A 16,466-nucleotide genomic window follows, 5' to 3' on the forward strand; every position below is an offset into this window, starting at 1 on the left:
CCGTCAGTCGCACCGGCCCTCCAGCCAGCGGCGGTACTCCAGCGGGTAGTTGGTCATGATGCTGATGGGGCGGAGCTTGAGAATGCTCTGCCAGCGGTGGGTGTTGCCCTTCCAGCCGGGCGGCGGCTCGTCCCAGACGACGCTGTCGGTCCAGCGCGCGTGCTCGCCCTTGAGCAGCGACGGGTGGCGCTTGGCCAGCTGGTTCTGGATCCACGGGTCGGTCGAGTAGACCATGATCGGCTGGAGGTCCTGCCGCTCCAGGAGCGGGTAGGAGAGCTCCCGCCACGCGGCGGCGGAGTGAGCCTTGCTGGCCAGGACGCGCTTGGCCTCCGGCTTGACCTCCAGGAGGGCGATCATGCGGACCGACGCGACATGCTGCAGCCAGGCGCGCAGCGTGTAGACCTTCTCGCCCTTGTAGGGGCCGCGGGAGATCCGGCGGGACCTGAGATTGCCGTCGCCGGTGCTCCACCACAGGTCGGTGATCGCCCGCCGGGGACCGGTCAGGCCGTTGGTGGTGGTGTTGTGCCACATGACGGCCTTGGTGCCGTGCTTGGTGAGCTGGACGTCGGCCTCGACGCCCTGGGCGCCGGAGCGCCGCATGTGGCGCACGGCGCTGGGGTTGTTGGCCTGGCGGATGCGGTCCTTGAGGCTGGCGCCGGGGTTGTCGGGATAGCCCCCGTGGCCGAAGATCAGCGGGCAGCGGGGCGGTTTCGCGGCCGCCGCCGGCGTGGTCAGAGCGGATGTGGTGAGTACGACCGCCGCCGTCGCCACAGTGATTTTGCGCGTTCTTGCCATGTGGCCCCCCTAGCCGAACAGGTTTGAACACCCAGAACGAGGCTAGATGCACGCATCCGTACGATCAAGGCACCGCCGGACACGGCGTGGCGAGGTGTCACAACCGTACAAGACCCGGACCGGCCGTTCCGGCTACAACAAGCCCCATGAACGTCGGTTTCCTCGGGCTCGGCCTGATGGGGCAGCCCATGGCAGTGAACCTGGCACGCGCCGGGATCCCCCTCGTGGTGTGGAACCGCACCCCCGGACGCTGCGACCCGGTCCGCGCGGCGGGGGCGGAGGTGGCCGCGAGCCCCGACGAGGTGCTGCGGCGGGCGCGGGTGTCGATCCTCATGCTGGCCGACGAGTCCGCCATGGACACGGTGCTGGGGCGCGGCACGCCGCGGTTCGCCGGGAACGTGGCCGGTCGCGTCATCGTGCACATGGGCACGACCTCGCCCGGCTACTCGGCGGGGCTGGAGGCCGACGTCCTGGCCGCCGGGGGCGGATACGTGGAGTCCCCCGTCTCCGGGTCACGCCGGCCCGCCGAGGAGGGGCGGCTGGTGGCGATGCTCGCCGGGGGCGCCGGGACGGTCGAGGAGGTACGGCCGCTGCTGCGCCCGATGTGCGCCGAGGCCTTCGACTGCGGGCCGGTGCCGGGGGCGCTGCTGATGAAGCTGGCCGTCAACGTGTTCCTGATCACGACGGTCACCGGGCTGGCGGAGGCGGTGCACTTCGCCCGCGGGCACGGGCTGGACGTGCACCGGCTGCGCGAGGTGCTCGACTCGGGGCCGATGGCCAGCGACGTGTCCAGGACCAAGGCGGCCAAGCTGGCGCGGGAGGACTTCACCGCCCAGGCGGCGATCGCGGACGTGCTCAAGAACAACCGGCTGATCGCCGAGGCGGCCAGGGAACGGGGACTGGCCTCGCCCCTGCTGGACGTCTGCCACGCGCTCTTCGGCGAGACGCTCGCACTCGGCCACGGCGCCCAGGACATGGCCGCCGTCATCCACGCCCTCGAAAACCGGACCGCGACCCTCCACCCGGACCCGACCTGACCGGACGACCGCCCCCGCCACCCAGCCGCGATCCGACCCCCTCGGGCGATCGCCCGTACCGGACCGGTCCCGCCCGATCGGGCGACCGCCTGTGCGGAGGGTCCGCGGGAGGTCAGGGGAGGGCGGCTCGCCAGGCGGCCGGGGTGCGGCCGTAGGCGCGTTTGAACATGCGGGTCATGTGGGCCTGGTCGGCGAAGCCCGCCCCCACCGCGGCCTCGCGCGCCGGCGTGCCCGCCAGGAGCAGCCGCCGCACCAGGTCGAGCTGCCGCATGGTGCGGAAGCGCGTCGGGCTGGTGCCGTAGGCGGCCCTGAACTGGCGTGCGATCGTCCACCGGTCCAGCCCTGTCACCCGCTCGAACTCCTCGACCGGCCGCCGCACCACCGGGTCGCTCGCGATCAGCTCACGCACCCGGGCCAGCGCCGCCATCGGGAGCGGCCCCCGGCGCCCGTACCGCGCCGACCCGTACCGTCCCGCCCCGTACCGGGCCAGCATCCCGGCGACCAGCACGCCGACCTCCACCCGCGCGAAGCCGTCGAGCGGCTCGTCGAGCCCGGCCAGGCAGGCCGCGAGCGACGCGGGCACGCCACGCCCCCGGATGACCGGGTCGGCCACGAACGGCAGCGGCGCCCCGCCCAGCGCCTCCTGCACCAGCGCCGGGTCGATGTAGAAGATCCGGTAGCCGAACCCGTCGCCGGTCCCCGCCGCCCCGTCGTGCACCTCGTCCGGATGGAGCACGTGCCACTCCCCCGGCAGGCAGTGACGCGACTCGCCCCGGTAACGGAACGTCTGCACCCCGGCGAGCGTCACGCCGATCGCGTACGTGTCGTGGCGGTGCGGCGAGAACGCCACGCCCACCAGCGACGCCTCCAGCCGCTCGATGCCCTCGGCCGCGGGCCCGTAACGCAGCCGGTGACCCGCCGGCATTCCTTCCAGCCGCACGCCCGCGACGCTACCTCGCCTCTGACAAGCTGGCACCATGCGCCTGGCGACGTGGAACGTGAACTCGGTCAAGGCCCGGCTGCCGCGCCTGCTCGACTGGCTGGCCGACAAGGAGCCCGACATCCTCTGCCTCCAGGAGACGAAGTGCCCGGCGGACGGCTTCCCCGCGCGGGAGGTGGCCGCGCTCGGGTACGCGACGGCCGCTCACGGCGACGGCCGATGGAACGGGGTGGCGGTGCTGTCCAAGGTCGGGCTGGAGGACGTGTCACCCGGCTTCCCCGGCGAACCGGGCTTCGACTCGGCGAAGGGCACCGTCACGGCCACGCCCGAACCACGGGCCGTGGGCGCGACCTGCGGAGGGCTGCGGGTCTGGTCGATCTACGCGCCGAACGGGCGCACGCTCGACTCGCCGCACTACACGTACAAGCTGGCCTGGTTCGCCGCCTTCGGCGAGGCGGTGCGGGCGGAGCTGCGGGCCGGGCGCGCGGTGGTGGCGTGCGGCGACTTCAACGTGCCGCCGACGGACGCGGACGTGTGGGACCCGGCCGTGTTCGCCGGGTCCACCCATGTCACCCCGGCCGAGCGGCAGGCGCTGACCGAGCTGCGCGCGCTCGGGCTCAGGGACGTGGTGCCGACGCCGATGAAGGGGCCGCACCCGTTCACGTACTGGGACTACCGGGCGGGCATGTTCCACAAGGACATGGGGATGCGCATCGACCTGGTGTACGCGGCCGCGGGCGTCGCCGATCGGGTGCGGTCGGCGTACGTGGACCGCGAGGCCCGCAAGGGGAAGGGGCCGTCCGATCACGCGCCCGTCGTGGTCGACCTCGACTGAGCCGGCACCCGCACGCCGTCGATGACGACGCCGCTGCGCGGCCGGGTGGGGATCCGCCGCAGCGGGATCGTCAGGTCCTGCGGCGGCAGGGTGTACTCCAGGCCGGCCAGCCGCGCGGAGAGGCTCTTCAGCAGTTCGACGGTGGCGGGCTCGCCGGGGCACCGGTGGCCGGTGTGCGGGTCGCCGCCGCCCTGCGGCACCAGGTCGTCGCGGCCCGCGGGGGACTCGACGAACCGGCCGGGGTCGAAGGTGTACGGGTCGTCCCACAGTCCCGCGTCGTGGTTCTGCCCGTACAGGTCGAGCAGGACGAGCGTGCCCTCGGGGATGCGGAGGTCGCGCCAGGTGAGGTCGCCGGCCGCCCGGCCGCCGATGAACGGGGCGAACGGGTAGAAGCGCCTGACCTCCTGGGCGAACGCCTCGGCGTACGCGGGATCGGCGAGCGCTTGCCTGAGGTGCGGCCGGCGGTGCAGCGCGTGCCCGGCGAAGGCGACGAACCAGGCGACGGCGACGGTCGGCCTGATGAGGTTGATCAGCTCGACCGAGGCGACGTGCGACGGCAGCGGCTGCCCCTCGTTGTCGTGGTGGCGTTCGACGAGGTCGGCGGGCGAGCCGGCGGGCAGGGTGACCGAGCCGGAGCGGGCGTCGTCGAACAGCCGGGTGAGCCAGCGCTCCCTGCGTTTCCTGGCACGCCTGGCCCGCCAGTGGCGCGGCCCCGGCGTGGCGAACCCGTCGACCATGGCCACCATGTCCTCCGCGACCGCCTTGACGCCGGCCTCGGCCACGGGCACGCCCGCCCAGCGGCAGGCTCCCCTGGCGATGATCTCCGCGGCCTCGTCGAAGAGCACCACGGGCGAGCGTCCCGGCCAGGTCGCGACGGTCTCGTCCCACGCGTCGCCGACGTGGCGGACCAGGCGGGCGACCGACTCGGGGTCGGCCAGCACGGACATGAAGAGCGCCTTGCGCGCCCGGTGGGCGGCGCCGTCGAGAGAGTGCACCCCGCCCTTGCCGAGCAGGGTGGCCTGGATCGGCTCGGGGAGTGCGCCGTGCCGCAGCACGTGGCGCTCGTCGTACAGGAACCGCACCGCCTCCGGCCCGCGCAGGGCGGTGGCCCGGTTACCCATGACCCGGGTCATCACGTCGCCGCGGGTCCGCCGGAGGAGGTCGGGCAGCCAGGCGTAACCGCGGGTGAGCAGGACCAACGTGTTGTCGAGCGGGGTGAAACGTCGTCTCGTCACCCGGTGCGACCTGCCCGGCGCTCCCGTCCCGAAACCGGATCGGAGCAGGTCGGGGCCGGTGACCTCGGACGCGGCGTGGGTAGGCGCATGGCGGACGTCAGCTCCCTTGGAGGGAAGATGCGCTCAACGATCCCACTCGGCCGGATCGGCGGTGTCCCGGTCGGGATGAACCTCAGCGTGCTGCTCATCGTCGCGATCCTGATTTTCGGGCTGGCCTTCGGCCGGTTCCCGCTGACCTTCCCCGGCCTGTCCACGGCCGCCTACCTGGCCGCCGGGGTGGTGGCCGCTCTGCTGTTCATGGCCTCGCTGCTGGCGCACGAGGTGGCGCACGCGCTGATGGCGGGGCGTCACGGCATCGGGGTGTCGCGGATCACGCTGTGGCTGCTCGGCGGGGTGGCTGAGCTGCGCGGCGAGCCCAAGACGCCCCGTGCCGACCTGCAGATAGCGGTGGTGGGGCCGCTGACGAGCCTGGTGGCGGGCCTGCTGTTCGGTGTGGTGGCGGTGCTGGTCCGGGCCGCCGCCGGGCCATCGCTCGCCTCCGACGTGTTCGTCTATCTGGCGGCGGTGAACGTGCTGCTGGCCGTCTTCAACCTGGTCCCGGCCGCGCCGCTGGACGGCGGCCGGGTGCTGCGCGCCGCGCTGTGGTGGCGGTGGGGCGACCGCGGCAGGGCCGCCGTCGCCGCCGCCCGGGCCGGGCGGACGTTCGGGTACGTGCTGATCGCGCTCGGCTTCCTCCAGGTGGCCGTCGGCGCCGGCTTCGGCGGGATCTGGCTGGCGCTGATCGGCCTGTTCCTGGTCAACGCCGCGAGCGCCGAGGAGCAGCAGGCGCAGCTCGGCGTGGCGCTGCGCGGGGTACGGGTGGGCGAGGTGATGTCCCGCGACCCGGTGGTGTCGCGTCCCGACGAGACCGTGGCGGACCTGATCGAGGAGGTGGTGCTCAGCCGCCGCCTGTCGACCTATCCGCTGGTGGACGAGCACGGCGGCTTCGCGGGGCTGGTCACGCTGAACCGCATCCGGCAGTTGCCGCCCGAGGCGCGGGCCACCACCCGGCTGGCGGACATCGCCTGCCCGCCCGGCGAGGTGCCCAGGTCCACGCCGGAGGAGCCGCTGATGGACCTGCTGCCCCGGATGACGGGCTGCGCCGACGGCCGGGCGGTGGTGCTCGATCCCGGCGGCCACCTGGTCGGTCTGCTCACGCCGACCGACATCAGCCGCGCCATCCAGACCTCCGGCCTGCACACCGGCGTCCACGCGCCGCGCGGCGCCGACCTGGCCATGCCGTGGCGCCACCACCGGTAGCGGGACGCCGCCCGCTGGGCTGTAGCTTGTGTCGCCGTACCGGACCGTCGAAGGAGCCCCCATGACCGTCATCACCGCCGACCTGTACGACGAGCGCGGCGACGAGCTCGACTCCTGCGAACTGCAACTGCGTCAGTACGGGGGACGTCGCGCGTTCCGCGGCCGGGTCGCGACCGTGCGTTGTCACCAGGACAACGCCCTGGTCAAGGCGGCCCTGGCGGAGCCTGGTGAGGGGCGGGTGCTGGTGGTCGACGGCGGCGGCTCGGTGAGCACGGCGCTGATGGGAGACGTGATCGCGGGGTCCGCTGTGGCCAACGGCTGGGCGGGCGTGGTGATCAACGGCGCGGTGCGCGACGTCGCCGCGCTGCGCGAACTCGACCTGGGTGTCAAGGCGCTGGGCAGCAACCCGCGCAAGAGCGCCAAGGACGGCGCGGGCGAGCGTGACGTGCCGGTGACGTTCGGCGGCGTCACCTTCCGTCCGGGCGCGGAGCTGTGGAGCGACGACGACGGGATCCTGGTGACCCGCCTGCCGTGACGGAGGACCACCGGGGGTCTCGCGCCGCTCCGCGTAGGAGAACACGGGAGCCCCAAAGGGCCCCACGTGTCCGGATTTTTCAGGACTCCTTTGCCTTGGCGTACTCAGCGGCACCACCCGCGAAGTCGTAGACGATCACCTGCTCGTCACCCAGCACCCACGCGTCGTGTCCCGGCGGGCAGACGAAGAGCTCGCCGGGCCCGACCTCCGTCTCGGTGCCGTCGTCCATCCTGATGAACAGGCGGCCGCGGACCACGAGCCCGCTGTGGTGGATCTGGCAGGACTCCGTTCCGGCGATCGGCTTGACCGACTCCGACCAGCGCCATCCGGGCTCGAAGGTGGACACGCCGAAGCTGAGCCCGCTCAGCTCCAGCACTTCCAGATGGCCCTGCGGGAAGTCGCGGCGCTCGTCCGGCTTGTCGAGACTCTTGACTTCGATCATGACGTCCCCCCTCCGTCATTTTCAGTCTCCGCCTCGGCACCGGGTCACCACAAGGGTGAACGCCCAGGTCACCCGGCCAGACGCGCGGGGAAACCGCCGGTGGCGATCGGTCCCCAGCGCTCGATGCGGAGGCGGATGAGCGACTTGTCCTGGCGGCGCATGGCCTCGCGGTACTCGTCCCAGTCGGGGTGCTCGCCGGAGATGCACCGGAAGTACTCCACCAGGCCGTCGAGCGCCTCGGGCATGTCGAGCACCTCCGCGCGCCCGTCGACCTGCACGTACGGGCCGTCCCAGTCGTCGGACAGCACGCAGATGGACACCCGGTCGTCGCGGCGGGCGTTGCGCGTCTTGGCCCGGTCGGGGTACGTGGAGATCACGATCCGCCCGTCGCCGTCGACGCCGCAGGTGACGGGCGACAGCTGGGGCCGCCCGTCCGCCCGCGCGGTGGAGAGCAGGCCGTGATGCCGGGGCCGGAGGAAGTCGAGCAGTTCGGGCAGTTCCACGCGCTGCGCGGTGGCGATCCTCGGAGACATGCCGCCCACCCTACGGTGACGGGTAATCCTCCTGACCCGTTCTGACTCCGTGATGCAACAGATGCATTGCCACATCTTCCCTGATAGCCGGATTTATCAATAAGTTCGGGGAACGCGCGCTTTTTGACCCCGGGGTCACCTCCCATGGTTCTGAGGAGCAATCATGCGTTCCCGCCTGCGTAAATGCGTGGTCGGCGCGGTCGCCGCCGCAGTGGCGCTCTCCACGGTCGCCGCCGCCGGACCGGCTCAAGCCCACCCCAAACCCCACGACAACGTAAGCAAGATCGTCAAGGCTGTCTCGGGCAAGAACGTCAAGAAGCACCTCAAGGTGTTCCAGGCGATCGCCGACAGGTTCGACGGCACCCGCGTGTCGGGCACCAGGGGCTACGACGCCTCCCGCGACTACGTCGCCCTGCGGCTGCGCCTGGCCGGCTACAAGGTGACGGTCCAGCCGTTCGAGTTCCTCTTCGAGGGTTACCGGACGCCGCCGGTGCTCAAGCGGACCGCGCCGGAGCAGGAGACCTACAACTACGGGTTCTTCAGCGACTACATCGCCATGGGCGACTCCCCCGCCGGTTCGGTGAGCGGCCAGGTCCAGCCGGTGGACCTGGTCCTGCCGCCGGGCGAGCCCAACAGCTCCAGCTCCGGCTGCGAGGCGAGCGACTTCGAGGGCTTCACCGCGGGCGGCATCGCGCTCATGCAGCGCGGCACCTGCAACTTCCGGATCAAGGTGGAGAACGCGATCGCCGCGGGCGCGAGCGGCGCCATCATCTTCAACGAGGGCCAGGAGGGCCGCACCGAGATCGACCTGAACCCGGTGCTCGGCGGCCCCGGGATCACGATCCCGTCGTTCTTCACCAGCTTCGCCGTCGGCCAGGAGCTCGCCGCCGAGGGCACGTCCGTCACGATGAACTGGGACCCGATCTCCGAGACGCGGACCACGTACAACGTGATCGCGGAGAGCCGGAAGGGCGACCCGGACAACGTGGTCATGCTCGGCGCGCACCTCGACAGCGTGCAGGAGGGCCCCGGCATCAACGACAACGGCTCGGGCAGCGCCGGCACCCTCGAAGTGGCGCTGCAGATGGCCAAGCTCAAGCCGAAGAACAAGATGCGCTTCGCGTTCTGGGGCGCCGAGGAGTTCGGCCTGCTCGGCTCCGAGCACTACGTGGCCAACCTCACGGAGGCGGAGCGGGCCAAGATCGCTCTGTACCTCAACTTCGACATGATCGCCTCGCCGAACTACACCTTCGGCATCTACGACGGTGACGGCGACGCCTTCGGCACCGCCGGGCCTCCCGGATCCGACCAGATCGAGGCGGACTTCGAGAAGTTCTTCGCCGATCGCGGCGAGCCGTTCAAGGCGACCGCGTTCACCGGCCGCTCGGACTACGGGCCGTTCATCGCGGTCGGCATCCCGGCCGGCGGCCTGTTCACCGGCGCCGAGGTGCTCAAGACGGCGGAGGAGGCCGCGATCTTCGGCGGCACGGCGGGCATCCCGCTCGACCCGTGCTACCACCAGGCCTGCGACACGATCAAGAACATCAGCGACAAGGCGCTGGACGTGAACTCCGACGCGATCGCCACCCTGGCGGCCACCTACGCCTTCGACACCGGCACGATCGGCGCCGCGGCGCCGACCCAGGCTCGCGCCGCCCAGGCCGAGCACCGCCACGGACCGGCGGAGGCGCTGAAGTAGACACTCTCCCCCGGCGCCCGCTCCCGCACGGGGGCGGGCGCCGGCGGGTGTCAGTCGAGTGGGGGCAGTCCGAGCACGTCGATCAGGCGGCGCATCTGCCGCGGGGTGTCGCGGACGACGACGCCGTCGCACGCGGCGAGGCCGAGCAGCGAGCGCAGCCCCGCCAGGTCGATGAAGCCGACGCGGCCGACGTCCACGATCAGGTCGGCGTCGATGCGCCGGGCGCGCTGCAGCGCGGACACCGCCTCCGCGCGGTTGGTGACGTCGATGTCGCCCTCCAGCCGCACCAGCGAGGGACCGGGCATCACCGTGCAGGTGACGCGGAGCAGGCTGTCGACATACAGCAGATGCTCAGCCGCCGGCACGTAGGCGTGCCCGGCACCACTCATCACCATCGCATCTCCCGCCAGCGCACGCATCGCCCCGACCCCTCGTCTCCAGGCCTCGCCACGACCCGGCCAACCTCCTGCCAACACAATACAGGAAGAAGTTTTCTGTATAAAATGTTCCGGTACGGAAATCGAGCCCCAAGGAGGGCGGCAAGTCGATGAACGGCGTCGTCGATCGGCGATCGGGTTGGACGTTCCTGACCAACCACGCCCGGGTGCTCATCGCCGTGTCCGCCGATCCCGAGGTGCGGCTCCGCGACATCGCCGCGAAAATCGGCATCACCGAGCGCGCCGCCCAGGGCATCGTCTCCGACCTGGAGGACGCCGGATACCTCATGCGCGAGCGGATGGGTCGCCGCAACCGCTACGAGATCAACCCGAGCGCCGAGCTGCGCCACCACACCGAGGCCGGCATCCCGGTCCAGGCGCTGATCGACATGTTCCGCCACCGCGACCTGGGGCCCGCCGGCGCGGAGGAGAGCGACCCCTCCTGATCAGTGCCGCCCCGAGCCGCTCCTGCGCAACGTGAGGATGGCCAGGTCGTCGCCGAAGTCGGCGGCGGTGAACGCGTGCAGGTCGTCCAGCAGGGCCTCGGCGAGGGCCGACGAAGAACGCCTGGCCCAGGCCCGCAGCCGGGGCTCCAGCGGGTAGAAGGCGCCGCGTGGGTCGCGCGCCTCGGTGACCCCGTCGGTGCACAGCAGCATCGTCGCGTCCGGCGGGAAGGCGAAGCGCACCGCCTCGCGGCGCTTGTCCGCCAGCCGGCCCAGGCCGAGAGGGAGCTCCGGCTCGCCCAGGTCGGCCTGCCAGGCGTGGGAGTGGGCGACCAGGTAGGGGGCGATGTGGCCGCAGTTGACCGCCTCCACCTCCACACGGGCGTCGATGTGCAGCACGAGGGCGGTGACGAACCGCTCGTGCTCGCCGGTGCGCCGGGCGCCCTCGTTGTGCCTGACCACCGCGGTCTCCAGCGCCTCCACCACCCCGGCCAGGCTCCGCTCACGGTGGGCCGCCTCCCGGAACGCGCCCAGCAGCGCGATGGCCGCCCCGATCGCGTGCAGGCCCTTGCCCTGCACGTCAGCGATCATCACCCGGGTGCCGTGATCGGTGTCGACGACCTCGTACATGTCGCCGCCGACCGTGGCGTCCTCCTCCACGGGCTCGTAGACCCCGTCCACGACCACGTCCGCAGTGCGCACCGGCAGCGGGCGGACGATCTGGCTCTGCAGCGCCGCACCGGCCGAGCGCAGCCGGTGGATCTCCTCTTCGCGGGCGATCCGGTAGCGGCAGCTGAGCACGCTCCACACGCCAAACAGGGCCGTGAACGTCATCGCGCCCAGATCCATGCCGATGCCCTCGCCCTCGGACGCCACGACGAAGCCGATCGTCGCGACCACCCAGACGGACGCCGTGGTCGTCTGCGCCACACTGCCCACGCCGGAGATGACCGCGGGCAGGAAGATGAGCAGCGGCACCAGCCGGTCGACGGCCCCGACCAGCAGGCCGAGTCCGAGCACGGCCACGGTGACGACGAGCAGCATGGCGGCGAACGTCCACTCTGACAGAACGGCCCGCCCGCACCGCACCCGTCTCGAACCCCTCACGCCTCCCCCGATGCCCTAGCTCCACCTGCCCCATACCCATCGACCTGCGGAAAAGCCGACCTCAAGGCCGCGAAACCGGATGACGGCGCCCGAGATTTTAGGTTTGGCTGATGCTTTATGGATGCATCCTGCCTGTATGGGGGATTTCGGAGGACCGTTTCCACGGGCTCCGCACGCCGGGGGCCGGACGGGCTAGCGGCGTGCGACAGGAGTTCGAGGCCATGGCGGCTCCCGGTCCGGAGGCGCGGCAGCTGCATGACCTGCTCGTGGCGGTCATCAACGCCACCGGGGCCCACCTCGGCGCGCTCTACCTCCTCGACGAGGACCAGAAGCTGCTGCTCATGGACGCCGAGCAGGGCTTCCCCATCACGATCGCCAGGGCCTGGTCGAGGGTGCGCGTGAACGGACCGGTGCCGGTCGCGGTGGCCCTCCGCGAGCGGCGGCTGGTCTGGCTCGCCAACCAGGAGGAGCTGGCCCGCGGCTTCCCCGGCGCGGCGCTGGCCCTGCCCTACCACTTCTCGATGGCCGCCGCGCCCATCCGCGCCGGCGACGCCGACTGGGGGGCGCTGCTGCTGGCCTGGCCACCGGGCCAGGCGGAGCTCACCGGGGAACGCCGGCAGCTGATCGAGCGGACGTGCCACCGGATGGGGACGGTGCTGAGCGACGCCGCGGGGCGCGGGCAACCGGTGAAGCCCCACGTCCGGCCGCGCGTGATCTCCCCCTACCGGGGACGGAAGATCGACCCCGACGCCGGCATGGCCGCCCTGGACTGCCTCAACGGCCTGCCAGAAGGCTATCTGGCGCTGGATCTGGAGGGCCGCATCACGTTCCTCACCCCACCGGCCGCCGAACTGCTCGGCGACTCGCCGTCCCGTCTGCTCGGCCGGCGCGCCTGGGAGGCGCTGCCGTGGCTGAACACCCCCGAGTACGAAGACCACTACAGGGCTGCGGTGATCAGCCGCGAGACCACCTCCTATACCGCCCGGCGGCCCAGCGGGCAGTGGCTGGCCTTCCAGCTCTATCCCGCGCCGCTGGGCATCAGCGTCCGCGTCACACCCAGCACCATGGCGCGTGACCCCGGGCATCTCATGCCGGACCCGGTTGTGGCCGACAGCAGGAGGACCGCCAGCTCCACGCTGCACAGCATGCTGCAGCTGGCGTCCAGCCTGAGCCGGGCGGCCACCGTTCAGGAGATCGTCGACCTGGTGGGCGACCAGGTGCTGCCGGTCTTCACCGCACAGTCCCTGTCCGTCCTGTCCTCCGACGACGGCCGGCTGGTCGTGCTCGGCAGCCACGGCTCGGACCCGGAGAGCATCAAGCGGTTCAACGACTGGTCGAGGGCCGGCCGACCCGGCGCCAAGGGGCCGGAGAACGCCGCCGAACCCAGGTTCTACGCCTCCCGGCGGGAGCTGCGCGAGGTCTATCCACCGGTGGTCGACGACCCCACCGCCGCGTGCGCGGTGCTGCCACTGGCCACGCAGGGACGGCCGTTCGGCGAGCTCGTGATCGGCTACGACCGCCCGCACCACTTCACCCAGGACGAGCGCGCCACCCTCACCTCCCTCGCCGGGCTGGTCGCCCAGGCGCTCGACCGGGCCAAGCTGTACGACGCCAAGCACCGGCTCGCGCAGAGCCTTCAGGAAAGCCTGCTCCCGCGCCGCCTGCCGCACATCGACGGGCTGGACGTGGCCGCCCGCTACCTGCCCGCCACCCGCGGCATGGACATCGGCGGCGACTTCTACGACCTGATCAGCCTGGGTGACGAGTGCGCGGCGGCGGTCATCGGCGACGTGCAGGGCCACGACCCGACGGCGGCGGCGCTGATGGGGCAGGTGCGCACGGCGATCCACGCCTACGCGGCCTCGGGAGCCGATCCCGGCGAGATTCTCGCGCACACCAACCGGCTGGTCATCGACCTGACGCCGAACCGGTTCACCAGCTGCCTCTACATCAACCTCGACCTGCACAACAGGGTGCTGGACGTGGCCAGCGCCGGCCACCTGCCGGCGCTGCTGCACCACCACGGCGGCGCGACCCAGCTGATCGAGCCGCCCCCCGGGCTCCTGCTCGGCATCGACCCGCACGCCGAGTACGAGACCTTGCAGGTCGCGCTGCCGCCCGGCAGCACGCTCGCCCTCTACACCGACGGGCTGGTCGAAGCGCCCGGCGTGCTGCTGGACGACGCCATCGCCGACCTCTCCCGGCACCTCGCCGGACTCGCCCGGCGGCCGCTGCAGGAGCTCGCCGACGCCCTCATCGCCCCCTTGTCCAACGTCGACCAGCGCCTCGACGACATCGCGCTGCTCCTGCTGCGTTCACTCCCCTGACGGGAAGACCTCGGCGCGGGCGGCGCGGCACGACGGGTCCTCCTCCGCGGCCCTCTCCAGGCGGGCCGACAGGAGAGCGGCCGTCTCCTCCAGCCCGGCGAGCCGGTCGGGGCCGAGGGCGTCGAGGACGAGGCGGCGGACGGAGTCGTCGCGCACCTGCCGGGCGCGGGCGGCCGCCTCGCACCCCTCGGGGGTGAGCGCGATGTCCCAGCCGCGCGCGTCCTCGGCGCACGACTCGCGTCCCAGGAGGCCGCGCTTGGCCATCCGGCCGACCTGGTGGGACAGCCGGCTCTTCTCCCACTGCAGCACCCAGCGCAGCTCCAGCGCGCGCATCCGGCCGCCGGGGGCGTCGAGCAGCGCGTCGAGGACCTGGTAGTCGGCTTCGGACAGCCCGGTGGCCCGGGTCAGCTCACGGGACAGGTGAGCCGCGAGCTGGGTGTGCACGGTGCTGTAAGCACGCCACGCGGCCAGGTCGGCTGTCATGCCACCAGCCTACGTCACAAAGGTTGACATGTCATCCATCCCGAATAAGGTTGACACATCTACCATATGGAGGACGGGATGCCCGACTACGGCCACGACCTACGCTTCGGGTCGTTCATCACCCCGCAGAACGGCCGGCCCGAGCTGGCCGCCGAGCTGGCGCGGCTGAGCGAGGAGGCGGGCCTGGACCTGGTGACGTTCCAGGACCACCCGTACCAGGCGACTTTCCTGGACACCTGGACGCTGATGAGCTGGGTGGCGGCGCGCACCGAGCGCGTCCATCTGTCCGGCAACGTGCTCAACCTGCCGCTGCGCCCGCCGGCGGTGCTGGCCAGGTCCGTGGCGAGCCTGGACCTGCTGTCAGGCGGGCGGGTCGAGCTCGGCCTGGGCGCGGGCGGGTTCTGGGACGCGATCGAGGCCATGGGCGGCCGGCGGCTGAGCCCCGGCCAGGCGGTGGACGCGCTCAGCGAGGCCATCGACGTGATCCGCGGCGTGTGGGACGCCGACGAGCGGCGCCCGCTGCGGGTGGACGGCGCCCACTACACGGTCAAGGGCGCCAAGCGTGGCCCGGCGCCGGCCCACGACGTGCCGATCTGGCTGGGCGCGTACAAGCCGAGGATGCTGCGGCTGGTCGGCGCGAAGGCGGACGGGTGGCTGCCCAGCCTCGGCTACGCCACGCCGGAGGACCTCACCGCCGGCAACAAGATCATCGACGAGGCGGCGGACGGGGCGGGCCGCGACCCGCGCGAGATCCGGCGCCTGCTCAACCTCATGAGCGAGTTCGCCGGCGATTCCGTCGAGGAATGGGTGGAGCGGCTGCTGCCGCTGGCCGTCGAGGACGGGATCAGCACGTTCATCCTGCCCGGCGACGACCCGGCCGCCATCGAGCGCTTCGGCCGGGAGGTGGCGCCCGCGCTGCGCGAGGCCGTCGCCGCCGAACGCGCCGCCCGCGGCGTCACGACCGGCCCCGCGCGGCCTCCCCGGGCGCTCGCGCTGCGCCGTCCCGGCATCGACTACGACGCGGTGCCCGCCTCGCTGGCGGGCGCCGCGGTGGAGCCCGGCGACCGCGAGTACGAGCGCGTCCGCTCCTCCTACATCTGGACCGGCTCCCCCGGGCTGGTGCTGCGCCCCGCCACGGCAGGGCAGGTGGCCGAGGCTCTCACGTACGCGCGGAGCCAGGACGTGCCGCTGGCCGTGCGCAGCGGCGGGCACGGGATCAGCGGGCGGTCCACCAACGACGGCGGGATCGTCGTCGACGTCGGCGCGCTGGACGCGGTCGAGGTCCTCGACCGCGGGCGGAGGCTGGTGCGCGTCGGCGCCGGCGCCCGCTGGGGCGACGTGGCGAGCGCGCTGAGCCCGCACGGGCTGGCGATCAGCTCGGGCGACTACGGGGACGTCGGCGTGGGCGGGCTGGCCACGGCCGGCGGGCAGGGCTTCCTGGCCCGCTCCTACGGGCTGACGATCGACCACGTGGTGGGCGCCGACGTGGCGCTGGCCGACGGCCGGACCGTCCGGGCGGACCCGGAGCACCACCCTGACCTGTTCTGGGCGCTGCGCGGCGCGGGCGGCAACCTGGGCGTCGTCACCTCGTTCGACATCGAGGCGACCGAGCTGTCCGACGTGGTGTTCGCGGTCTTCGTGCACGACGCCTCCGACACGGCCGCGTTCCTGGAGAGCTGGGGGCGGGCCGTGGAGGCGAGCCCGCGGAAGCTGACCCCGTTCACCACCGTGTTCCCGGGGCAGCAGGGCTACTCGGCGCTGGCCCAGACGTTCGCCGTGTGGGCCGGCGACGACACCGACGCGGCGGTGGCGGCGCTGGAGCCGTTCCTGGAGGTGGCGCCGGTGCTCCAGCAGCAGGCGCAGCTCGCCCCGTACGCGGCTGTCGTCGCGCCGCACCACAACCGGCACACCGGGCAGCAGGGCGGACTGCGCGGCCACTCCGCCCTGGTGGACCACCTCGACGCGGACACCTCGGGGCGGCTGGCGGAGATGTTCGAGCAGCGGCTGCTCACCATGATCCAGGTGCGCTCGGTCGGCGGCGCCGTCAACGACGTCGCCCCCGGCGCCACCGCGTACGCCCACCGCACCCAGAACTTCTCGGTGAACGGCGTGATCTCCGCGGCGCGGGCGGCGCCGGCCGAGCGGGCGTGGGACGGGCTGGGCGTGACGGCCGCCTACCTCAGCTTCGAGCCGCGCTTCGAGGACAAGCTGCTGACCAGGGCGTTCCCGCCGGCGACCCTGGCCAGGCTGCGGCAGGTGAAGGCCGCGTACGACCCGGGCAACGTGTTCCGCCACAACTTCCCGATCACGCCCGCCTGA

The 16,466-nt window shown here is 72.4% G+C and carries 16 protein-coding genes; 8 read left to right on the forward strand and 8 right to left on the reverse strand.

Annotation, left to right across the window (positions count from 1 at the left end; genetic code table 11):
* Window positions 1-3: 3 nt before the first annotated feature.
* Window positions 4-795, reverse strand: a complete 792-nt coding sequence (locus tag ACIBF7_RS22150) for a glycerophosphodiester phosphodiesterase family protein (RefSeq protein ID WP_148033266.1) — start codon at window positions 793-795, stop codon at window positions 4-6.
* A gap of 146 nt (window positions 796-941) precedes the next feature.
* On the opposite strand from ACIBF7_RS22150, the gene ACIBF7_RS22155 reads away from it, so the two are divergent.
* Window positions 942-1,832: an NAD(P)-dependent oxidoreductase gene (locus ACIBF7_RS22155; protein WP_271280340.1), complete on the forward strand. Its 891-nt coding sequence runs from the start codon at window positions 942-944 to the stop codon at window positions 1,830-1,832.
* A gap of 112 nt (window positions 1,833-1,944) precedes the next feature.
* Here ACIBF7_RS22155 and ACIBF7_RS22160 read toward each other — a convergent pair whose 3' ends face one another.
* Complete coding sequence (locus ACIBF7_RS22160; RefSeq protein ID WP_397198010.1) at window positions 1,945-2,772, reverse strand: AraC family transcriptional regulator; 828 nt, start codon at window positions 2,770-2,772, stop codon at window positions 1,945-1,947.
* Between the two features lie 37 nt (window positions 2,773-2,809).
* Between ACIBF7_RS22160 and ACIBF7_RS22165 the strand changes: the two genes are divergently transcribed.
* Window positions 2,810-3,607 (forward strand): exodeoxyribonuclease III, encoded by a 798-nt coding sequence (locus ACIBF7_RS22165; protein ID WP_397198011.1) that lies wholly within the window; start codon window positions 2,810-2,812, stop codon window positions 3,605-3,607.
* On the opposite strand, the gene ACIBF7_RS22170 is transcribed toward ACIBF7_RS22165, so the two are convergent.
* Entirely contained in the window at window positions 3,577-4,842 is a 1,266-nt protein-coding gene (locus ACIBF7_RS22170) for a cytochrome P450 (protein ID WP_397198012.1), read from the reverse strand. The two genes, ACIBF7_RS22165 and ACIBF7_RS22170, sit on opposite strands and share 31 nt — an antisense overlap.
* A gap of 117 nt (window positions 4,843-4,959) precedes the next feature.
* On the opposite strand from ACIBF7_RS22170, the gene ACIBF7_RS22175 reads away from it, so the two are divergent.
* Both ACIBF7_RS22175 and rraA read left to right on the forward strand, forming a co-directional pair.
* Window positions 4,960-6,141 carry a site-2 protease family protein gene (locus tag ACIBF7_RS22175; RefSeq protein WP_397198013.1) on the forward strand — a complete coding sequence of 394 codons (1,182 nt, stop codon included), beginning with the start codon at window positions 4,960-4,962 and terminating at the stop codon, window positions 6,139-6,141.
* A 61-nt stretch (window positions 6,142-6,202) separates the two neighbouring features.
* Window positions 6,203-6,676 (forward strand): ribonuclease E activity regulator RraA, encoded by a 474-nt coding sequence (rraA, locus tag ACIBF7_RS22180; protein ID WP_397198014.1) that lies wholly within the window; start codon window positions 6,203-6,205, stop codon window positions 6,674-6,676.
* A gap of 79 nt (window positions 6,677-6,755) precedes the next feature.
* Here the strand turns inward: rraA and ACIBF7_RS22185 are convergent, their stop codons facing one another.
* Both ACIBF7_RS22185 and ACIBF7_RS22190 read right to left on the reverse strand, forming a co-directional pair.
* Window positions 6,756-7,118 carry a cupin domain-containing protein gene (locus ACIBF7_RS22185; protein WP_397198015.1) on the reverse strand — a complete coding sequence of 121 codons (363 nt, stop codon included), beginning with the start codon at window positions 7,116-7,118 and terminating at the stop codon, window positions 6,756-6,758.
* A 68-nt stretch (window positions 7,119-7,186) separates the two neighbouring features.
* Complete coding sequence (locus ACIBF7_RS22190) at window positions 7,187-7,651, reverse strand: PPOX class F420-dependent oxidoreductase (protein WP_397198016.1); 465 nt, start codon at window positions 7,649-7,651, stop codon at window positions 7,187-7,189.
* A gap of 163 nt (window positions 7,652-7,814) precedes the next feature.
* Here ACIBF7_RS22190 and ACIBF7_RS22195 point away from each other — a divergent pair, with 163 nt between their 5' ends.
* Window positions 7,815-9,350, forward strand: coding sequence for a M28 family metallopeptidase (locus ACIBF7_RS22195; protein ID WP_397198017.1), 1,536 nt, complete (start codon window positions 7,815-7,817; stop codon window positions 9,348-9,350).
* A 50-nt stretch (window positions 9,351-9,400) separates the two neighbouring features.
* Here the strand turns inward: ACIBF7_RS22195 and ACIBF7_RS22200 are convergent, their stop codons facing one another.
* Window positions 9,401-9,745, reverse strand: a complete 345-nt coding sequence (locus ACIBF7_RS22200; RefSeq protein WP_397198019.1) for an STAS domain-containing protein — start codon at window positions 9,743-9,745, stop codon at window positions 9,401-9,403.
* A 152-nt stretch (window positions 9,746-9,897) separates the two neighbouring features.
* Here ACIBF7_RS22200 and ACIBF7_RS22205 point away from each other — a divergent pair, with 152 nt between their 5' ends.
* Complete coding sequence (locus tag ACIBF7_RS22205) at window positions 9,898-10,233, forward strand: helix-turn-helix transcriptional regulator (RefSeq protein WP_397198020.1); 336 nt, start codon at window positions 9,898-9,900, stop codon at window positions 10,231-10,233.
* Here the strand turns inward: ACIBF7_RS22205 and ACIBF7_RS22210 are convergent, their stop codons facing one another.
* Window positions 10,234-11,337: a PP2C family protein-serine/threonine phosphatase gene (locus ACIBF7_RS22210; RefSeq protein ID WP_397198021.1), complete on the reverse strand. Its 1,104-nt coding sequence runs from the start codon at window positions 11,335-11,337 to the stop codon at window positions 10,234-10,236.
* 200 nt (window positions 11,338-11,537) lie between these two features.
* Here ACIBF7_RS22210 and ACIBF7_RS22215 point away from each other — a divergent pair, with 200 nt between their 5' ends.
* Complete coding sequence (locus ACIBF7_RS22215; protein WP_397198022.1) at window positions 11,538-13,664, forward strand: SpoIIE family protein phosphatase; 2,127 nt, start codon at window positions 11,538-11,540, stop codon at window positions 13,662-13,664.
* Here ACIBF7_RS22215 and ACIBF7_RS22220 read toward each other — a convergent pair.
* Window positions 13,653-14,147: a MarR family winged helix-turn-helix transcriptional regulator gene (locus ACIBF7_RS22220; RefSeq protein WP_397198023.1), complete on the reverse strand. Its 495-nt coding sequence runs from the start codon at window positions 14,145-14,147 to the stop codon at window positions 13,653-13,655. The two genes, ACIBF7_RS22215 and ACIBF7_RS22220, sit on opposite strands and share 12 nt — an antisense overlap.
* Window positions 14,148-14,225: 78 nt before the next feature.
* On the opposite strand from ACIBF7_RS22220, the gene ACIBF7_RS22225 reads away from it, so the two are divergent.
* Complete coding sequence (locus tag ACIBF7_RS22225; protein WP_397198024.1) at window positions 14,226-16,466, forward strand: LLM class flavin-dependent oxidoreductase; 2,241 nt, start codon at window positions 14,226-14,228, stop codon at window positions 16,464-16,466.

Source organism: Nonomuraea sp. NPDC050478 (assembly GCF_044458265.1).
Taxonomy (GTDB): domain Bacteria; phylum Actinomycetota; class Actinomycetes; order Streptosporangiales; family Streptosporangiaceae; genus Nonomuraea; species Nonomuraea ferruginea.